The sequence below is a fragment of the Streptomyces sp. NPDC031064 genome, from assembly GCF_055570965.1.
Map to the genome: position 1 here is coordinate 146,165 of NZ_JBVIGF010000012.1, position 19,505 is coordinate 165,669.

General features: G+C 72.2%; 15 protein-coding genes. 6 read left to right on the forward strand and 9 right to left on the reverse strand.

The genetic code is table 11. The annotated features are described in order from the left end of the window. The first annotated feature begins 1 nt into the window (after position 1). On the forward strand, positions 2-2,287 hold the full coding sequence (locus ACZ46W_RS33695; protein WP_468345872.1) for an ABC transporter permease: 2,286 nt from the start codon (positions 2-4) through the stop codon (positions 2,285-2,287). A 34-nt stretch (positions 2,288-2,321) separates the two neighbouring features. Here ACZ46W_RS33695 and ACZ46W_RS33700 read toward each other — a convergent pair whose 3' ends face one another. Beyond that, positions 2,322-3,008 carry an esterase/lipase family protein gene (locus tag ACZ46W_RS33700; RefSeq protein WP_468345874.1) on the reverse strand — a complete coding sequence of 229 codons (687 nt, stop codon included), beginning with the start codon at positions 3,006-3,008 and terminating at the stop codon, positions 2,322-2,324. 297 nt (positions 3,009-3,305) lie between these two features. Here ACZ46W_RS33700 and ACZ46W_RS33705 point away from each other — a divergent pair, with 297 nt between their 5' ends. Further along, positions 3,306-4,049, forward strand: coding sequence for a thermonuclease family protein (locus tag ACZ46W_RS33705; protein WP_468345876.1), 744 nt, complete (start codon positions 3,306-3,308; stop codon positions 4,047-4,049). A gap of 43 nt (positions 4,050-4,092) precedes the next feature. Here ACZ46W_RS33705 and ACZ46W_RS33710 read toward each other — a convergent pair whose 3' ends face one another. The 4 genes from ACZ46W_RS33710 to ACZ46W_RS33725 form a co-directional block, all read right to left on the reverse strand. Next, positions 4,093-4,218: a hypothetical protein gene (locus ACZ46W_RS33710; protein WP_468345878.1), complete on the reverse strand. Its 126-nt coding sequence runs from the start codon at positions 4,216-4,218 to the stop codon at positions 4,093-4,095. Positions 4,219-4,294: 76 nt separating this feature from the next. After that, the gene (locus ACZ46W_RS33715; protein ID WP_468345880.1) at positions 4,295-4,780 is read right to left on the reverse strand and encodes a glutathione peroxidase; all 486 of its coding nucleotides are present in this window, start codon (positions 4,778-4,780) and stop codon (positions 4,295-4,297) included. Between the two features lie 101 nt (positions 4,781-4,881). Beyond that, the gene (locus ACZ46W_RS33720) at positions 4,882-5,748 is read right to left on the reverse strand and encodes an acyl-CoA thioesterase (RefSeq protein ID WP_468345882.1); all 867 of its coding nucleotides are present in this window, start codon (positions 5,746-5,748) and stop codon (positions 4,882-4,884) included. A gap of 12 nt (positions 5,749-5,760) precedes the next feature. Beyond that, a complete protein-coding gene (locus ACZ46W_RS33725; protein ID WP_468345884.1) occupies positions 5,761-8,274 on the reverse strand; it encodes a DEAD/DEAH box helicase in 2,514 nt (837 codons plus the stop codon). A gap of 122 nt (positions 8,275-8,396) precedes the next feature. On the opposite strand from ACZ46W_RS33725, the gene ACZ46W_RS33730 reads away from it, so the two are divergent. The 3 genes from ACZ46W_RS33730 to ACZ46W_RS33740 all read left to right on the forward strand — a co-directional run bounded on the left by ACZ46W_RS33730 (position 8,397) and on the right by ACZ46W_RS33740 (position 12,274). After that, positions 8,397-9,188 (forward strand): metal-dependent hydrolase, encoded by a 792-nt coding sequence (locus ACZ46W_RS33730; RefSeq protein WP_468345886.1) that lies wholly within the window; start codon positions 8,397-8,399, stop codon positions 9,186-9,188. Positions 9,189-9,270: 82 nt separating this feature from the next. Continuing rightward, entirely contained in the window at positions 9,271-11,271 is a 2,001-nt protein-coding gene (locus ACZ46W_RS33735; protein WP_468345889.1) for a flavin monoamine oxidase family protein, read from the forward strand. 103 nt (positions 11,272-11,374) lie between these two features. Next, entirely contained in the window at positions 11,375-12,274 is a 900-nt protein-coding gene (locus ACZ46W_RS33740; protein ID WP_468345890.1) for a hypothetical protein, read from the forward strand. Here the strand turns inward: ACZ46W_RS33740 and ACZ46W_RS33745 are convergent. Together ACZ46W_RS33745 and ACZ46W_RS33750 are read right to left on the reverse strand one after the other, a co-directional pair. Next, complete coding sequence (locus ACZ46W_RS33745; RefSeq protein WP_468345892.1) at positions 12,271-12,459, reverse strand: hypothetical protein; 189 nt, start codon at positions 12,457-12,459, stop codon at positions 12,271-12,273. The two genes, ACZ46W_RS33740 and ACZ46W_RS33745, sit on opposite strands and share 4 nt — an antisense overlap. Beyond that, on the reverse strand, positions 12,447-13,562 hold the full coding sequence (locus ACZ46W_RS33750; protein ID WP_468345894.1) for a radical SAM protein: 1,116 nt from the start codon (positions 13,560-13,562) through the stop codon (positions 12,447-12,449). Before ACZ46W_RS33750 ends, ACZ46W_RS33745 begins: the two co-directional genes overlap by 13 nt. A gap of 145 nt (positions 13,563-13,707) precedes the next feature. Here ACZ46W_RS33750 and ACZ46W_RS33755 point away from each other — a divergent pair, with 145 nt between their 5' ends. Beyond that, positions 13,708-15,864 carry an ATP-binding protein gene (locus ACZ46W_RS33755; protein ID WP_468345896.1) on the forward strand — a complete coding sequence of 719 codons (2,157 nt, stop codon included), beginning with the start codon at positions 13,708-13,710 and terminating at the stop codon, positions 15,862-15,864. 17 nt (positions 15,865-15,881) lie between these two features. On the opposite strand, the gene ACZ46W_RS33760 is transcribed toward ACZ46W_RS33755, so the two are convergent. Together ACZ46W_RS33760 and ACZ46W_RS33765 are read right to left on the reverse strand one after the other, a co-directional pair. Next, complete coding sequence (locus ACZ46W_RS33760; protein ID WP_468345898.1) at positions 15,882-17,672, reverse strand: ABC transporter ATP-binding protein; 1,791 nt, start codon at positions 17,670-17,672, stop codon at positions 15,882-15,884. A 47-nt stretch (positions 17,673-17,719) separates the two neighbouring features. Further along, on the reverse strand, positions 17,720-19,459 hold the full coding sequence (locus tag ACZ46W_RS33765; protein WP_468345900.1) for an ABC transporter transmembrane domain-containing protein: 1,740 nt from the start codon (positions 19,457-19,459) through the stop codon (positions 17,720-17,722). Positions 19,460-19,505 lie beyond the last annotated feature (46 nt).

Here is a 19,505-nt window from a genome sequence, read left to right on the forward strand (position 1 = left end):
GGTGCGGGCCATGCTGCGCTGGGCGCACGCCGATCTGCGAACCCACCGGGGCGAGGCGCTGTTCCTCATCGCCGCCACCGCCGGGATCGTCGCGTCGCTGCTCCTCGCGACCGCGCTGTTCGGGTACGCCACCAACCCCTGGCAGCGGGTCTTCACCCAGTCCCGGGGCGCCCACGTCTGGCTCCACACCCAGCCCGCCGCCGACACCGGCCGGCTCGCCGGCCTGGACGGGGTGGCCGACGTCTCCGGCCCGTACCGCACCGCCACCACCACCGCCGCCTCGCGCGGCGCCCGCGCGGGCGTGGAGCTACGGGCCACCGGCGCCCGCCTCCCCGCCACCGGCCGCCCCCTCGTGACCTCCGGCCGCTGGCTCGACCCGGCCGCCCCCGACGGCGTCGTCCTCGAAGCCGGGCTCGCCCGCGCCCTGTGGGCCGAGCCCGGCGACCGGCTCACCGTCGCCGGGCGGACCCTGACCGTCCTCGGCGTCGCCGAGACCGCCGAGCGCCGCTACCGCCCCGGCGAACGGCCCGGCACGGTGTGGGCCCTGCCGCGCGCCGTGCCCGAGGACCGCACCGCCGGCCAGGTCGTCGGACTCCGGCTCGCCGACCCCGACGACACCGACTACACCGTCCAGCGCGCCGTCACCGCGATCGGCGCGGGCGCCGTCACGGACGTCTCCACCTGGCAGCAGGCCCGCGCCGAGGCGCAAGGGGACACCAAACTGCTCGGCCAGGTCCTCGGACTCTTCGGCCTCGGCGCCCTCATCGCCGCCGCGCTCGCCGTGTTCGGCGCGATCAGTACACGGGTGCGCGGCCACCTGAGGGACATCTCCGTCCTCAAGGCCGTCGGGTTCACCCCCGGCCAGGTGGTGCGGATCTTCCTCGTCCAGCACCTGGCGTTCGCCGTGCTCGGCGCGGCCCTCGCCGTGCTGCTCGTCCGGACGCTGGGCGGCCGCCTGCCGGGCCGGCTCGGTGACGCGGTCCAGGTCTGGCAGGGCCTGCCGGGCCAGCTCCCGGCGCTCCTGTTCGTCCCGGTCGCGGCGGTGCTGTTCATCGGGGCGGCCACCTGCCTGGCCGCCTGGCGGGCGGGCCGCGTACCGCCCGTGCCGGTGCTGCCCGCCGCCGCGGCCCCGGGCGGTGGCCTGTCCGGCGCGGCCCGCAAGGCGCTCGGGCTGCGCGTGCCGCCCGCCCTGGTCCTCGGCTGGCACCGGGCGTTCGGGCGCGGGCGGCGCGCCCCGGCCACCGTCGTGCGCCTCGCCCTGCCGCTGTTGCTGATCACCGTGGCGCTCGGCGCGTGGACGACCATCGAACGCTTCGACAGCCGCCCCCAGGAGGTGGGCCTCGCCGCCGCGCTCACCGCCCGCCCCGACTCGACCCTGAACGACCGGGCGGCGGCCGCCCTGCTCGCCGCGAACCGCGACATCGCCGCCGCCCACCCGGGCCTGGAGGTCGCCGCGCTCGTCCCCGGCCAGACCGGCACCATCGCGCTGCGCGGCCTGGGCACCCGTGAGCGGCCCTACCCGTACTCGATCGCCGAGGGCCGCGCCGCCCGCGGCCCCGACGAGGCCGTCGCCGGACAGGGCCTCCTCGACCTGCTCGGCGCCCACGTCGGCGACTGGGTACGGCTCACCGTCGGCGGCCACCCGCAGGTGCTGCACATCGTCGGCCGCAGCATCGAACCGGAGAACGGCGGCCGGGTCGTCTCCACCTCGCTCGACACCCTCCGCGAGAACGACCCCGCCCTCCGCCCCACCCTCTACCAGCTCCAGCTCCGCCCCGGCGCGGACCCGCGCACGGTCAGCGCCGAACTCGCCGACGCCTCGCGGGGACGGCTCGACGTCCACGAGGTCACCAGCCCCGCCGACCGCCTCTCCGCACTGCGCGGCGTCGTCGCCGGACTGATCGGCGTCCTCGCCCTCATCGGCCTCACCGAACTGTCCACCGCGATCGGCGGCACCGTCCGGGACGGCGAACGCGACCTGCTCGCCCTGAAGGCCATCGGCCTGTCGCCCCGCCAGATCACCACCGTCACGGTCACCGCCATCGGCTGCACCGCCCTGGCCGCCGCACTCCTCGGCGCCGCCCTCGGCGTCCCGTTCGCCCACTGGCTGATCGACCACGAGGCCCACGCCACCGGCATCGGCGCCGGCATCGCCCACGCCCCGCCGCCGCTCCACCTGCTGGCCCTCACGGCGTCCGCCGTCGCCGGCGCGGTCGCCCTCGCCGCCCTCCCCGCCGCCCGAGCCACCCGCCACCGCCTCGCGGACACGCTCAGCGCGGTGGCCTGACCGGGCGGCGGAGCCGACCCGCGCGACGCCGCCGTCAGCGGTTCACGAAGTCCCGGACCTCCCCGTAGACGACCGGGTCGGTTCCGAGCGCACTGTGCCCCAGACAGGCGGTACGGGTGTTGGCGGCGCCGCTCAGGGAGACGCTGCTGTCGGGGTTGATGAAGGTGTCACAGGGCGACCACCAGGTGGCGTGGCGCGTGCCGTCGGGCGTCTCGTCGCCGGAGTTGAGGTCGGCGAGGAAGGCGGAGCCTATGCGCATCTCCGTACAGGACGTGTCGTAGCAGGAGTTGGCCGCGTCCGTGCCGTGGTTGGGACCGCCCAGGGAGACCCATGCATCGGTCTTCCCGCTGCCGCCGAGGGCCTTCGTGTAGTGGCGGCTCGACAGCCCGCCCATGGAATGCGTGACGATGTCGACCTCCGCCGCCCCGGTCTCGGCGAGCAGCCGGTCGACCTCCGCGGCCAGCCCCTGCGCGGTGGTGGCATTGGACTGGCGCCAGTCGTAACTCCACTGGCGCAGGTGGGTGGAGGGCCAGCCGTCCGCACGGAATCTGTCGGCCATGGTGTTCCAATAGGACCCGGACGAGTTGTACCCGTGGACGAAGAGGATGGGATCACTGCTCGGGGCGAAGGAGGACGCCTGGCCGGTGGCCTCGGCCCCAGCAGCGGTGACGGCCCCGAACAGGGCACTCGCGACGGCGACGGCCAGCAGGTTCTTCTTCATGACCTACCTCGGTGAAGGGTCGCGTGGGGGGCGCGAGATGAGGTTACTGGCGAGTATCAGCGGTAGGTCAATGCCCGTGCACATATGAACTTCCCAGAAATTCCGTGCCGCAATTCCGCTCCATTCCGTAGCGTTATCGGCAACGAATGGAAAGCCCGGACGAAACCCGCGACACAAAAAAGCCCGGACTCCCGGCCGACCCGGCCGCCTCCGGCTCACCGCGGCGGCCCTCCCCGCGACATCCAGGGCCGAAGGTGCTGTACTGGAGGGTTGGCACTCTCCGAGGGAGGGGGCGACATGAGCCCTTCCGCTTCTTCCGGTCGTCCGGGGCGTCGCCTGCGCAGCGCCGTCCCCGTCTCGCTCGCCCTCGCCCTGGGCTTCGGCGGACTCGGGGCGGTGATGCCCCCGAGCGACGGGCCGGCCGGCGACCGGCCCCCGAGCGCACCACGCGGACCCGTCGTCCTGCGGGTCATCGACGGCGACACCATCGAGGTGCGAGGCGACGGCAGGGTCATCCCCGCCGGGGCCAAGGCCAAGGTCCGGCTGCTGGAGATCGACGCGCCGGAAAAGGGCGACTGCTTCAGCCGTGAGGCCACGAAACGCACCACCGCGTTGCTGCCGCCCGGGAGCAGACTGCGCGTCGAACGCGACGAGGAGCTCAAGGACCGGTACAAGCGCTACCTGCTCTACGTGTGGAACGAGCGGGGCGTGTTCGTCAACGAGTCCCTGGTGCGTACCGGTCATGCCGAGGCGGTGCTGTACCCGCCGAACGACAAGTACTGGCCCAAGATCTCCCGTGCCCAGACCCGTGCCGTGCAGGCCGACGCGGGCCTGTGGAAAGCATGCGACGACACCCCCGCGGTCCCACCGGACAGCCCCGGATCACCGCGGCCCGACGCCGACCGTCCGCCCGCTCTGCCGCCGGGGCCTCCGGCGGGTAAGCCCGATCTGGACTGCGAGGACATCTCCGGCCCCGTCTGGGTCGGCTCCAGCGATCCGCACCGGCTGGACCGCGACGGGGACGGCATCGGGTGCGAGTGAGCCGACGCGGCCCACGCGCGCAGGAAGTCGATCAGAAGGCCGGTCACCACGAAGGGGTGTTCCAGTTCGGCTGATGACCGACCCACGGCAGTTCGATGGCCCATGCCGCCGTACGAGGAGGCGCCGGCGCGGCGCGCTCGATGCCGAGGACGTCCGACAGGTGCAGCACGTCCTCGGCATCGTTGTGCGGGCGGTCCGGCGCGGGACGGGAATCAACGCACCAGCGGCCGTCGCGCCCCTGACCATCAGGCGGGCAGTGCCGCCTCGATCGCCGCGACGAGCTCCGGCGCCTCCGGCTCCGTGCGCGGGCGGAAGCGGGTGACCTCGCCGCCCGGGGCGATGAGGAACTTCTCGAAGTTCCACTGGACGTCACCGGCCTCGCCCGCCGTGTCCGGGGTCTTCGTCAGCTCCACGTAGAGCGGGTGCCGGCCGGCGCCGTTCACGTCCGTCTTCTCCAGGAGCGGGAACGTCACGCCGTACGTCGCCGAGCAGAACGTGCCGATCTCCTCCGCCGTGCCCGGTTCCTGGCCGCCGAACTGGTTGCAGGGCACGCCCAGCACCGTGAAGCCCCGGTCGCCATAGCTCTTCTGGAGCCGCTCCAGGCCCTCGTACTGCGGGGTCAGGCCGCACTTGGAGGCGACGTTGACGACCAGGACGGCCTTGTCCTTGTACTCGGCCAGGGTCGTCGGGTCACCGGACAGGGTGCGCAGCGGGATGTCGTACAGGGACATGCGGGGACTCCTCCTCGAAAGGCACTGCCACAGGGCAGCCGACAGGGTCGATCAAAACATGCCCGCCCGGCGGGCGGACGGGGCTGCACGGCCCGTGGGGCTCAGTGGCGTCGGAACAGCCCCTCCTGCACCACCGACACCAGCAGCCTGCCCTCGCGGTCGTAGATGCGGCCGCGCGCCAGGCCACGGCCGCCCGTCGCGATCGGGGACTCCTGGTCGTACAGGAACCACTCGTCCGTCCGGAACGGGCGGTGGAACCACATCGCGTGGTCCAGCGACGCCATGTCGAAGCCCCGGGGCCCCCAGAGGGGTTCGACCGGGATGCGGACCGCGTCGAGCAGGGTCATGTCGGACGCGTACGTCAGCGCGCACGTGTGGACCAGCGGGTCGTCGCCCAGCGGGCCCACCGCGCGCATCCACACCGCGCTGCGCGGGTCCGCCTCCTTGACCTCCTCCGCCGTCCAGCGCAGCCGGTCGACGTAGCGGATGTCGAAGGGCTGGCGGCGCGCCATCCGCTCCAGCGCCTCCGGCAGCGCGCCCAGGTGCTCGCGGATCTCGTCCGTGACCGACGGGAGCGCCTCCGGCGGCGGGAACTCCAGGCGCGGCGGGAGCTGGTGCTCGAAGCCCGCCTCCTCCGGCTGGTGGAACGACGCCGTCAGGTTGAAGATCGTCTTGCCGCGCTGGATCGCGGTGACCCGCCGCGTGGTGAACGACCGCCCGTCCCGCACCCGTTCGACCTGGTACACGATCGGTACGCCGGGGATGCCCGGCCGCAGGAAGTACGCGTGCAGCGAGTGCACCGGCCGGTCGCCCTCCGTGGTGCGGCCGGCCGCGACCAGGGCCTGGCCGGCGACCTGCCCGCCGAAGACCCGTTGCAGGGACTCCTGCGGGCTCGCGCCACGGAAGATGTTGACCTCGATCTGCTCCAGGTCGAGCAGGTCGACGAGCCGTTCGGCGGGGTTGGTCATCCATGCGTCCTTTCAGAGCTGGCCGACGTCGGTGACGCGGACGACCGCCCGGCCCTCCTCGTCCGAGGCCGCCAGGTCCACCTCCGCGCTGATGCCCCAGTCATGGTCGCCGTTCGGGTCGGCGAAGGTCTGCCGGACGCGCCACAGGCCGTGCTCCGGCTCCTCCTCGATGGCGAGCAGCTTCGGGCCGCGCGCGTCCGGTCCGGTGCCGAGATCGTCGTACTCGTCCCAGTACGCGTCCATCGCCTCCGCCCAGCGCTCCTCGTCCCAGCCGGACTCGGCGTCCATCTCGCCCAGCTCCTGGAGCTGGTCCAGCGCGGCCAGCTCCACGCGGCGGAACATCGCGTTGCGCACCAGCACGCGGAAGGCGCGGGCGTTGGCCGTGACCGGCTTGACCTGGTCGGCCTTCTCCTGGGCCTCCTCGGCCGTCTCCACCTCGGGGTTGGCGAGCTGTTCCCACTCGTCCAGCAGCGAGGAGTCCACCTGCCGCACCATCTCGCCCAGCCAGGCGATCAGGTCCTCCAGGTCCTCCGTCTTCAGGTCGTCGGGGATGGTGTGGTCCAGCGCCTTGTACGCGCTCGCCAGGTACCGCAGCACGATGCCCTCGGTGCGCGCCAGCTCGTAGAAGGACGTGAACTCCGTGAAGGACAGCGCCCGCTCGTACATGTCACGGATCACGGACTTCGGCGACACCGGGTGGTCGCCGACCCACGGGTGCGACTTCTTGTAGGTGTTGTACGCGTGCCACAGCAGCTCTTCGAGCGGCTTCGGGTACGAGATGTCCGCCAGCCGCTCCATCCGCTCCTCGTACTCCACCCCGTCGGCCTTCATCGCGCCGACCGCCTCACCGCGCGCCTTGTTCTGCTGGGCGGCGAGGATCTGGCGGGGGTCGTCCAGCGTCGACTCGACGACCGACACCATGTCCAGCGCGTACGACGGGGACTCCGGGTCCAGCAGGTCGAAGGCCGCGAGCGCGAACGTGGACAGCGGCTGGTTGAGCGCGAAGTCCTGCTGGAGGTCGACGGTGAGCCGGATCGTGCGGCCCTCGGCGTCGGGCTTGTCGAGCTGCTCGACGACCCCGCCGTCCAGCAGCGAGCGGTAGATCGCGATGGCGCGCCGGATGTGCCGGAGCTGGTTCTTGCGCGGCTCGTGGTTGTCCTCCAGGAGCCGGCGCATCGCCTGGAAGGCGTCGCCGGGCCGGGCGATCACCGACAGCAGCATGGTGTGCGTGACGCGGAAGCGGGAGGTGAGCGGCTCCGGCTCGGAGGCGATCAGCTTCTCGAAGGTGTTCTCGGTCCAGCCGACGAAGCCCTCCGGGGCCTTCTTCCTGACCACCTTGCGGCGCTTCTTGGGGTCGTCGCCCGCCTTGGCGAGCGCCTTCTCGTTCTCGATGACGTGCTCGGGCGCCTGCGCGACCACGAACCCGGCCGTGTCGAAGCCGGCGCGCCCGGCCCGGCCGGCGATCTGGTGGAACTCCCGGGCACGCAGTGTGCGCACCCGGTTGCCGTCGTACTTGGTGAGCGCCGTGAACAAAACCGTACGAATAGGAACATTGACCCCAACGCCCAGGGTGTCCGTCCCGCAGATCACCTTCAGCAGGCCCGCCTGCGCCAGCTTCTCGACGAGGCGCCGGTACTTGGGCAGCATGCCCGCGTGGTGCACGCCGATGCCGTGCCGCACGTACCGCGAGAGGTTCTTGCCGAACTTGGTGGTGAAGCGGAAGTTGCCGATCAGCTCGGCGATCTTGTCCTTCTCCTCGCGCGAGCACATGTTGATGCTCATCAGCGACTGCGCCCGCTCCACGGCCTGCGCCTGGGTGAAGTGCACGATGTAGACCGGCGCCTGCTTGGTCTCCAGCAGCTCGGTCAGCGTCTCCGTGATGGGCGTGAGCCGGTACTCGTACGACAGCGGTACCGGCCGCGTCGCCGAGCGGACCACCGAGGTGGGCCGGCCGGTGCGGCGCGTGAGGTCCTTCTCGAACAACGAGACGTCGCCGAGTGTCGCCGACATCAGGACGAACTGCGCCTGCGGCAGCTCCAGCAGCGGGATCTGCCAGGCCCAGCCCCGGTCCGGCTCGGCGTAGAAGTGGAACTCGTCCATCACGACCTGGCCGATGTCCGCGTCCTTGCCGTCACGCAGCGCGATCGACGCCAGTACCTCCGCCGTGCAGCAGATCACCGGCGCGTCGGCGTTCACGGACGCGTCGCCGGTGAGCATGCCCACGTTCTCGGTGCCGAAGAGTTTGCACAGGTCGAAGAACTTCTCCGAGACCAGCGCCTTGATCGGCGCGGTGTAGAAGGTCACCTGGTCATTGGCGAGCGCGGTGAAGTGCGCGCCGGCCGCGACCAGCGACTTCCCGGAGCCGGTGGGGGTGGAGAGGATCACGTTCGCCCCGGAGACCACCTCGATCAGCGCCTCCTCCTGGGCCGGGTACAGGGTGATGCCCCGCTCCTCGGCCCATGACGAGAAGGCCTCGAAGAGGGCATCGGGGTCGGCTTCCGGAGGCAACTGATCGATAAGGGTCACGCCCCCATCTTGCCTGGCTCGCGCCCGGAAGGGGGAACCGGCCGTTCGTACGAAGATCACGAACGCTAGGCTGTCCCGTCAACCGGGGCGCACGACAAGAGCAAACGGGGCGGGGAACGCACATGATGGGACCGGCACACTCACTCTCCGGCGCGGCCGCGTGGCTGGGGGTGGGGGCCGCGACCGCCGCGGCGGGCCACCCGATGCCGTGGCCGGTGCTGGTCGTCGGGGCCCTGATCTGCGCCGGCGCGGCGCTCGCGCCCGACCTCGACCACAAGTCGGCGACCATCTCGCGGGCCTTCGGCCCGATCTCGCGGGGGATCTGCGAGATCGTCGACAAGCTCTCGTACGCCGTCTACAAGGCCACCAGGACGCGGGCCGACGCCCGCCGGAGCGGGGGCCACCGCACCCTCACGCACACCTGGGTGTGGGCCGTGCTGTGCGGCGCGGGCGCGTCGGTGCTGGCGATCACGGGCGGCCGGTGGGCGGTCCTCGCCATCCTCTTCGTCCACCTGGTCCTGGCGGTGGAGGGCCTGCTGTGGCGGGCGGCCCGGATGTCCAGCGACGTCCTGGTGTGGCTGCTGGGGGCGACCAGCGCGTGGATCCTCGCGGGCGTCCTGGACAAGCCCGGCAACGGCTCGGACTGGCTGTTCACCGCGCCCGGGCAGGAGTACCTGTGGCTGGGCCTGCCGATCGTGCTCGGCGCCCTCGTCCACGACATCGGCGACGCCCTGACCGTCTCGGGCTGCCCGATCCTGTGGCCGATCCCGGTCGGGGGCAAGCGGTGGTACCCGGTGGGGCCGCCGAAGGGCATGCGGTTCCGGGCCGGGAGCTGGGTGGAGCTGAAGGTCCTGATGCCGGCGTTCATGCTGCTGGGCGGGGTGGGCGGGGCGGCCGCGCTCAACTTCATCTGACCTTCCTCCCACGGTCTTCCCGTTCGGGTGAACGGGGTGCGAAGCCGCTGCGCGGAAGCTCAGGATCCGATTTCTTCTGATCATGGATTCCACGCAACTGACGCGCCGTCAATTAGCTGCCGCCACTGGCTCGGTGGCTGTCGCCGCAGCCCTTCCCGCGACGCCTGCCGCAGCCGCGGCCGGGGCCGCACCGGCGGCCGCACCGGCGGCCGCACCGGCTCCCGCCCCCGCCCGTGCCCCCGCCCCCCGCTCCACCGCCGACTGGCAGACCTGCCTGGCCGTCGCCCGCGCCCTGCTCGTCCTCGACGAGAACGACCGGCCCCTGGTCCCGGCCTACGAGAAGATCCTGCTCGGCGGCGGACTGCCCAAGGCGCCTTCCGCGCCCAAGAAGGTGCTGGTCCTCGGCGCCGGACCGGCCGGCCTGGCCGCCGCGGCCCTGCTCAAGCGCGCCGGCCACCGGGTCACCGTCGTCGAGGCCAACGGAAACCGGGCGGGCGGCCGCATCAAGACCTTCCGCACCGGCGGCCACGAGAACGCCGCCCAGCCGTTCGCCGACCCCAAGCAGTACGCCGAGGCCGGTGCCATGCGCATCCCCGGCAGTCACCCGCTCGTCATCGGTCTGATCGACAAGCTCGGCATCGAGCGGCGGCCCTTCCGCTACGTCGACACCGACCCGGAAGGAAAGCCCCGGTACCGCACCTGGATCCGGGTCAACGGCATCAGCGCCCGCCGCGCCGACTACGCCAGGAACCCCCGGGCGATCAACCGCTCCTTCGGCGTACCGAAGGCGTACGAGAACGTCCCGGCGGCGGACATCGTGCGCGCCGCCCTCGACCCCGTACGCGACGAGTACAGCACCCGCCGCCCCGACGGCACCCGGGTCGACAAGCCGATGCCCGAGCGGCTCGAAGGCTGGGCCAGGGTCGTCCAGCGGTTCGGCGACTGGTCCATGTACCGGTTCCTCACCGAGTACGCCGGACTCGACGAACGCACCATCGACCTCGTCGGAACCCTGGAGAACATGACCTCCAGGCTGCCGCTGTCCTTCCTGCACACCTTCATCAGCCAGTCCCTCATCAGCCCCGGCACCGCCTTCCACGAGCTGACCGGCGGCACCGCCGTCCTCGTCGACGCCCTCCTGGACCAGGTACGCGACGAGGTCCGCTTCGACCGGCGCGTCACCCGCATCGAGACCCGGGACGAGGGGGAGCGGGTCGTCGTCGACACCGTCTCCGAGGGGCGGGACGGCAAGGTCGTCAGCGAGCGGTTCACCGGTGACGCGGCGATCGTGACCATCCCGTTCTCCGGCCTCCGGCACGTCCAGATCTCCCCGCGGGTGTCGTACGGGAAGCGCCGCGCCATCCAGGAGGTGCACTACGACAGCGCCACCAAGGTGCTCCTCGAATTCAGCCGCCGCTGGTGGGAGTTCGACGAGGACGACTGGCGGCGCGAACTGGACGCCATCGAACCCGGGCTGTACGACGCCTACCGCAAGGGCCAGGTGGAGCGGGACGGGAGGATGCTCGGCCGGCACCCCTCCGTACCCCCGGGCCACCTCTCCGAGGGGCAGCGCACGCACTACGCGGCCAACGCCTGGGTCTCCCGCGACCAGCCCGAGGCGGCCGGGGTGATCGGCGGCGGCTCGGTCACCGACAACCCCAACCGCTTCATGTTCAACCCCTCCCACCCGGTCCCCGGCAGCGCCGGCGGCGTCGTCCTCGCCTCCTACAGTTGGGCCGACGACGCCAGGCGCTGGGACGCCTACGACGACGAGGCCCGCTACGCCCTCGCCCTGCGCGGCATGCAGGAGGTCTACGGCCGGCGGCTGGAGGTCTTCTTCACCGGCGTGGGCCGCACCCAGAGCTGGCAGCGCGACCCGTACGCCTACGGCGAGGCATCCGTCCTGCTGCCCGGCCAGCACACCGAGATCCTCCTCGACATGCGCACCCCGGAAGGCCCACTCCACTTCGCCGGCTGCCACACCTCGGTCAAACCCGCCTGGATCGAAGGCGCCCTGGAATCGGCGGTCCGCACGGCCCTGGAGGTCCACGGCGCCGAGGGCCGGTCAGAAAGGGGAGTGTGACAGGCGATCGCGACGGGTAGGCCGTGCGCAGTCGGTCGATCGACCCTGCCGCGGCCACCCGGACTCCCGGTACTCCTCGTGGTCGCCGTCCCCGAGGAGTCAGATGGAAACGGACCCGGTCGACAGCCTGCTGACCGACCTGCGGGTCGACGACAGGTCCATCAGGCTGGACTGCACGCCCGCCTGGCTGCGGGCGCACCGGCACAGGCTGGCAGTGTGCGGGGTCCATCTGGCGACGCCCGAAGAGGTGTCGCACCAGGGATTCACACCGGACGCCATCGTCCCGGACGCACCGCTCCACGTGGCGGCGAGGCATCTCGAACGCATCGTACGGTTCGTGGCGGCACCCGACACGCCCGCCGGCTTATGCCTGGGCTTCGGCAGGCTGCCGGATTCCGGGCAGTTGGTCGCCGCCGCCCGCGCGGAAGCGGCAGCACCCGGCTTCGCCCCGCACCACGGCTCCCGCTACCCGCTGGGGCCGTATGAGGGACGGCTGGTGGACGTGCTGTCCGCCCATGCCGGGTCGCGGACGACCACGGTGGCCGACCCGCGACTCCAGCAGTATTCGGAGCGGCTGCACGCCGTCCGGGTCGGCATGCACTACGACAACGCGTGGACAAGCGGTCGCGAAGGTGAGCGCTTCGCCCGCGATGTGCGGGTCGCGTCGGCCGACAGGCGCGTCATCCACAACATGGGACCCGGGCCCCGCTCACTGGTGGTCGCCCTGAACATGTCGTCCCTGCACCTGTCGGACACGGTCAGTCCCGGCAACGGCCGGAACATCCCCACCACCAAGCAGTTGCGCCACTTTCTCACCGAGCACCCCGACGAGGTCGCGAAAATCGTCTGTGCGGTGTGGACCATAAAGGTCGGTGATCTGGTGGTGCTGCCCGCCGGAATCGCCTTGCACGACGGGTCCATGCGAGGGCGCCGGAAGGCATCCCACGCCCTCGTCTTCGCCGGGTCCTTTCCTCGTCGGGCCTTTTCGACGAGTGAGGTCTAGGTGGCCGCGCGGCTCCAGCTCTGATTCATCGATTGGAACGCATGAAAGACGAGGCCCTCTTCGGAGCGGTCGCCATCGGCGGGTCCGTGGACCGGCCCCAGCAGCCACTCCAGGTGCTCCACCTGCGCGAGGACCACCTCTTCAAGACTTTCGCCGGGAGTTCCACCGGGCATCAGGGTCGGCACAACAGTGCTCCTTCCACCTTGGCTTGCTGGAGGTTTCGGCAGTAGGACGTTTCGGTCGCGTCCAGGCGCCCCAGTTCGAAGTACTTGTTCGCCGGCCAGCTCCCGCCGCAAGCCACCGCATACCGGCACGTCCGGCGGCACGCGTCCACGCCGGCGAGAGCCTCCCGGACCCAGGGGACGGCTCCGGCTCGTCGCAGCAAGTGCTCCAGGGGCTGCTCCAGCACGTTGCCGACCGTGAAACGCCCATGGCGCGGGTGAGCGAAGCCCGCCAGGTCCGGCGACAGGACGACAACCTCACCGTCGTGGCACACCGTGGGAATGGGCTCCACCGGCATGTCACGGATCTGCGCGGCCGTGACCCCGGCGCGTATGGCGTCGAAGCAATTGGCCACGGATTCGAGCTCACGCAGACGGACCAGCGGGTTGGCCCGCCATTGCACGTACAGCTCGTGGAAGAAACCCGCCCAGCCGGTCCCGGCCGCTCGCGGGGCTCCACGGTGAGCACCTTTCCTCTCCTCGGGAAGTATTCCGAGCTGTTGCGCCCCCAATTTGCACGCATGGGCGTAAATGGCTCGTGCCGCCCCGGGAGAGGGGTCGCGTACGACGGAGAGCATGTCGAAGGGAATGCCGCGGCGGACGAGCACCGCCGTCCCGGCCTCGATCCGCCGTCCGGCCGGCCTTCCCGCACGGGTGACCCGGTCGGCGTTCATGGTCCCGGGACCATCGACGCTGACGGAGACCCGGACGCGATACCGGTCGAACAGGTCGCACCACAAGTCATCGATCAGAGTGGCGTTCGTCTGAATCCGGTGGACCGTACCGGGCGGCCATCCGGAGAGCAGTTCGCGGAAGGCGCGGACGCCCACGGTGAGCGGCTCTCCCGCGTGCCAGAGGATCTCCGGCCGGTGTCCGGACCGGCTCCATCGGGCCGCCGCCGCTGCCACGGCACGCCGCACCCCGCGCGACATGTCGCGGCGCTCGTGCCTGGCCGGCAAATAGCAGTACCGGCAGTCGAGATTGCAGAGGGTCGTGGGCTGCATCACCAGCACGGACGGCCGCGGGCCGAGTCGCGCTCTGCTCTCCTCGCCGGATGTGGGATGCACACGCACCCTCCTCGGGACGTCCCGTGGGCTCCCAAGGAGGGAACAACGCCGCCACGACCGTGTCAACAGTCACAATGAGTCATGGACAGTGGACATGTGGTGCCGGTACCGTGAAAACCCGGAAACCGAGCGGTGGTTGCAGCCAATGACAGATCGTGTCGGTCCACACTCCTCCGGCGGCACGCACAACGACTTTCCCGGTACGGCCGACATCGTCGTCCAGTCCGGTCAGGTGACCGGCGGTGTGCACTTCCACGCCACGTCGTCGAAGGCGGCTCCGCCGCCCCGGCAGTTGCCCCCGGGGCCCACCCATTTCACCGGCAGGGCGACGGAGTTGGCGCGACTGGCCGCGCTCGTCGAGCCGTCCGACGCACAGGCCCGGCGTACGGTGGTGATCTCCGCGCTCGCGGGAGCGGCCGGAGTCGGGAAGACAGCCCTCGCGCTCCACTGGGCCCACGCGGTGAGCGGCCGATTCCCCGACGGGGATCTGTACATCAACCTCCAGGGCTACGACGCCGGCCCGCCCATGCCGGCGCACCAGGCGCTGGAACAAGCCCTCGTGAGTCTCGGCGTGACACCCGCGGGAGTCCCCCACGGACTGGACGCGAGGGTGAGCCTCTACCGCACGCTTGTCAGCAACCGGCACATGGTCATCGTCCTGGACAACGCACGGGACGCCGCACACGTCCGCCCACTCCTTCCCGGTGCGTCGCCGTCCCTGGTGCTCGTGACGAGCCGCAGTCGGCTGTCCGGGCTGGTCGCGCGGGAAGGGATACAAAGGATCGTGCTCGACGCGCTCACACCGGAAGAGGCGCTTGAGCTCCTCGCCTCCGTCATCGGCAGGCAGCGGGTGGAGCAGGAACCCGCCGCCTCGGCGGAGCTGGCGGCCCGCTGCGCCCACTTACCCCTGGCCCTGCGTATCGCCGCCGAGCAAGCAGCCGCGCGTCCGGGCCTCTCCCTCCAGGCGCTGGTGGCGGAACTCGGCCGTGGCACCACACGACTGGACGCGCTGGCGACGTACGACGGCGATGAGACGACCGCCGTCCGTGAGGTGTTCTCCTGGTCGTACCGTCACCTGCCGCCCGCGGCCGCACGGACCTTCCGCCTGCTGGGGCTCTTCGGCGGACCCGATATCGGTGTCACGGCGGCCGCCGCGCTGACGGGCGGCGCGCCCTCCCAGGCCATTCGTGACCTGGCGCGTCTGGCCGGCCTGCACCTGATCGAGGCCGTGGGAAACGACCGTTACCGCTTCCACGACCTGCTTCGCGACTACGCCCGCGAGCGCAGCACCGCCGAGGACGACGAAGACGACCGCCGCGCCGCGCTGCGGCGGTTGTTCACCTGGTACCTCTTCACCACCGAGTCCGCGGGGAAGGTGCTCGGCGTCCGCCAAGGCCCCGCACCCTTCGACATGGCGTCGGATGACCGCCCCGAGCCGGCGCTGAGGCTTCCGTTCCCCTCGCGCGAGGCGGCGGCGGACTGGTGCGAGACGGAGTTCCCGAATCTCCTCGCCACGTGCCGCCAGGCCGCCGAGGTGGGCGACGACGTCGTCGCATGGCAACTGCCCATCGCGCTCCGGTCCTTCTTCCAGTTGCGCAGGCCCACCACGGAGTGGCTGTCGGCCGCGGAAGCGGCGCTGGCCGCCACGCGCCGCCTGGGCGACCGGCGCGCCGAGGCGATGGTCCTCCGGAACCTGGCGGCCGCTCACTTCTACGGCGGCCGGTACCAGGAGAATCTGCAGTACAACCAGGAAGCCCTGGAGGTGTGCCGGGCGATCGGGGAGGAGGAAGGCTGGTTCCTGAACTCCCTCGGCGATTCCCTGGTGATGACCGGGCGCTTCGAGGAGGCCGTCGCATGCCTAGGACAGGCGCTGGACGCCGCCGAGCGCAGCCGCGATGCGGCTCTGGCCGCTCACAGCCTGGAGAACATCGCGCCCGCCTACCGCGCTCTGGGGCGCCATGAGGAAGCGGTCACCGCACTGCATGAGGCGTTGGTCATCTTCCGCGACATGGGGCGTACGTTCGGCGAGGCGCTCGTTCTGGACAAGCTCGCCGACCTGCATCTCGCCCTCGGGCTGTTCGACGAGGCCGTGGACTTCGGCACGCAGGCCCTCGCCCTCCACGAGGAGGTCGGCAACCGGCTCGGTGAGGCGACGGCCCTAGGCGTCCTCGCACAGGCCTGTACGAGCACGGGACGGCACGGCGACGCCCAGGCCCACTGGCGTCGCGCGCTGGCGATCCTCGCGGAACTGAACCATCCGGATGCGGCAGGCGTGAGGGAACGGCTCCCGGACGACGGCTGAAAGCCGGGCCCCACCCCCTACCCGTGCCAGGACCGCCACAGCGCCGCGTACGCGCCGTCCGCCGCGACCAGGGCGTCGTGGCTGCCCAGCTCCGTGATGCGGCCGCCCTCGACGACGGCGATGACGTCCGCGTCGTGGGCCGTGTGGAGACGGTGGGCGATGGCCACCACCGTGCGGCCCTCCAGCACCCGGGCGAGGGAGCGCTCCAGGTGGCGGGCGGCGCGGGGGTCGAGCAGGGAGGTCGCCTCGTCCAGCACCAGGGTGTGCGGGTCGGCCAGCACCAGGCGGGCCAGGGCGATCTGCTGGGCCTGGGCCGGGGTGAGGGCCAGGCCGCCCGAGCCCACCTCGGTGTCCAGGCCGTCGTCCAGCGCCCGCGCCCACCCCTCGGCGTCGACCGCCCCGAGGGCCGCCCACAGCTCCGCGTCCACCGCGCCCGGCCGCGCGAGCAGCAGGTTGTCGCGGAGGGTACCGACGAAGACGTGGTGCTCCTGGTTGACCAGCGCCACGTGCTCGCGCACCCGCTCGGCGGGCATCCGGGACAGCTCGGCCGCGCCGAGCGTGACCCGGCCGGTGCGCGGCGCGTAGATCCCGGCGAGCAGCCGGCCCAGCGTCGACTTGCCCGCGCCCGACGGGCCGACCAGGGCCACCCGGGTGCCCGGCGGGACGTCCATCGACACGCGGTGCAGCACGTCCACGCCCTCGCGGTACCCGAACCGCACATCGTCCGCCCGTACGTCGCGCCCCTCCGGGCGGACCGACTCGTCGCCGCTCTCCGGCTCGATCTCCCGCACGCCCACCAGCCGGGCCAGCGACACCTGGGCCACCTGGAGCTCGTCGTACCAGCGCAGGATGATCCCGACCGGTTCCACCAGCATCTGCGCCAGCAGCGCGCCCGTGGCCAACTGGCCCACGGCCATCCAGCCGTTCAGGACGAACACGCCGCCGATCATCAGCACGGCGGCCAGGACGGTGGTGTGGGTGACGTTGATGACGGGGAAGAGGACCGAGCGGAGGAACAGGGTGTACCGCTCCCACGCCGTCCACTCCTTGATCCGCCGGTCCGACAGCGCGACCCGCCGCGCGCCGAGCCGGTGCGCCTCGACCGTCCGGCCGGCGTCGACCGTCTCGGCGAGCCCGGCGGCGACCGCCGCGTACCCGGCGGCCTCCGAGCGGTACGCGGAGGGCGCCCGCCGGAAGTACCAGCGGCACCCCGCGATCAGCAGCGGCGCGGCCACCAGCACGGCGAGCGCCAGCGGCGGTGCGGTCACCGCGAGACCGCCGATCAGCAGGCCCGCCCACACCACGCCGATGGCGAGCTGCGGCACGGCCTCGCGCATGGCGTTGGCCAGCCGGTCGATGTCGGTGGTGATCCGGGACAACAGGTCACCCGTGCCCGCCCGCTCCAGCACGCCCGGCGGCAGCGCCACCGACCGGACGAGGAAGTCCTCGCGCAGATCGGCCAGCATCTCCTCGCCGAGCATCGCGCCCCGCAGCCGCACCAGCCGGACGAACACCGCCTGCACCAGCAGCGCGGCCGTGAACGCGCCGATGGTGACCGGCAGATGGAGGTCGCGTGCGCCCTCCGCGAGCCGGTCGACCAGCGAGCCGAGCAGGTACGGGCCCACCATCGAGGCGATGACCGCGACCGCGTTCACGGCGATGAGCACGGCGAACGCGCTCCGGTGGCGGCGCAGCAGTTCGGCCACGTACGCCCGGACGGTCGCGGCCGTGCCGACCGGCAGCGTGGTGGCCGACTCCGGGGCCGCCGGATCGTACTCCGGCGGCGCCATGCCGATGACGGCGGTCATGCCGACTCCTCGATGTCCACAAGGTCGATGTCCACAAGCGCTTCCTCTTAGGTCTCGCGCGTGACCACGGCGCGGTAGCGCTCATCGGTGGCCAGCAGCTCGCGGTGGGTGCCCACCGCCACCGCCTCGCCCGCGTGGACCAGCACCACCCGGTCCGCGAGGTCGAGCAGCAGCGGCGAGGAGGCCAGCACCACGGTCGTCCGGCCGGTGCGCAGCCGCTGGACGCCCGCCGCGACCCGCGCCTCGGTGTGCGAGTCCACCGCCGATGTCGGTTCGTCCAGCACCAGCACCTCCGGGTCGGTCACCAGCGACCGGGCCAGGGCCAGGCGCTGGCGCTGTCCGCCCGATAGCGACCGGCCGCGCTCGGTGATCCGGGTGCGCATGGGGTCGCCGTCGCCGTCCGCCGACGCCTGGGCGAGCGCCTCCAGCACGTCACCGCACTGGGCCGCCGCCAGGGCGTCCGCGGCGCTCACCTTCCCGGACGACGGCACATCCAGCAGTTCGTGCAGGGTGCCGGAGAGCAGGACCGGGTCCTTGTCCTGGACGAGGACGGCCGATCGTGCCGTGTCGAGCGGGAGTTCGTCCAGCGGTACGCCGCCGAGGAGGACGGAGACGTGCGCGTCCGGGTCCTCGGAGGGGTGCCCCCCGAGCCGGTCGGCCAACTGCCCGGCGGCGTCCGGGTCGCCGCACACGACGGCGGTGAACAGGCCGGCCGGGGCGAGCAGCCCGGTCACCGGGTCGTACAGGTCCCCGCCCGGCCGCTCGTGGGCGCCGGTCACAGTGGTGGTCGTCGTGCGCGTGAGGGCGAGCACCCGGGCGGCGCGTTTCGCGGAGGGCCGCGAGAAGGAGTACGCCATCGCCAGCTCCTCGAACGTGCGCAAGGGGTGGTGGGCGAGGGTCACCGCCCCGTACACGGTGACCAGTTCGCCGACCGAGACGTGGCCCTCCAGGGCGAGCTTCGCCCCGTACAGCACCACCACGACCAGCAGCAGTCCCGGCAGCAGCACCTGGACCGCCGCGATCAGCGCCCACATGCGGGCGCTGCGCACGGCGGCCCGGCGCACCTCCTGGGAGGCCTCGCGGTAGCGGCCGAGGAACAGTTCCTCGCCGCCGATGCCGCGCAGGACGCGCAGGCCGGCCACCGTGTCCGAGGCCAGCTCGGTGGCGCGGCCGGCCTTCTCCCGCTGCACGTCCGCACGCCGGGTGGCGCGGGGCAGCAGCGGCAGGGCGGCGAGGGCCACGACGGGCAGGCCGGCGGCGACGACGACACCGAGGGCGGGCTGGTAGACCACCAGGCCCACGCAGACCAGCAGCAGCGTGGTGGCCGCCGCGGCGAACCGGGACAGCACCTCCACGAACCAGCCGATCTTCTCGACGTCCCCGGTGGAGACGGCGACGACCTCGCCCGCGGCGACCCGCCGGGTCAGCAGCGAGCCCAACTCGGCGGTCTTGCGCGCCAGCAACTGCTGGACGCGGGCGGCGGACGTGATCCAGTTGGTGACCGCCGTGCGGTGCTGCATGGTGTCGCCCACCGCGATGGCCGCGCCGAGCAGGGCGATCAGGGCGCCCGCCCGGGCCAGACCGCCGCCCGAGCGGTCGATGACGGCCTGCACGGCGAGGCCCACGCCGAGCGGGAGCCCGGCGATGCCGAGGTGCAGCAGCAGGCCCCACAGCGTGGACTTGACCTGCCCGCCGAGTTGGTTGCGGCCCAGCCACAGCAGGAAGCGGGTGCCCGATCGGACGTCGGGATCGCCCGGGTCCGCGTACGGGAGATGGTGAATCTGCATGACGTCCCAGGGGTTCCGTCGACGGGGGAGGGCAGGGCACGGCGGG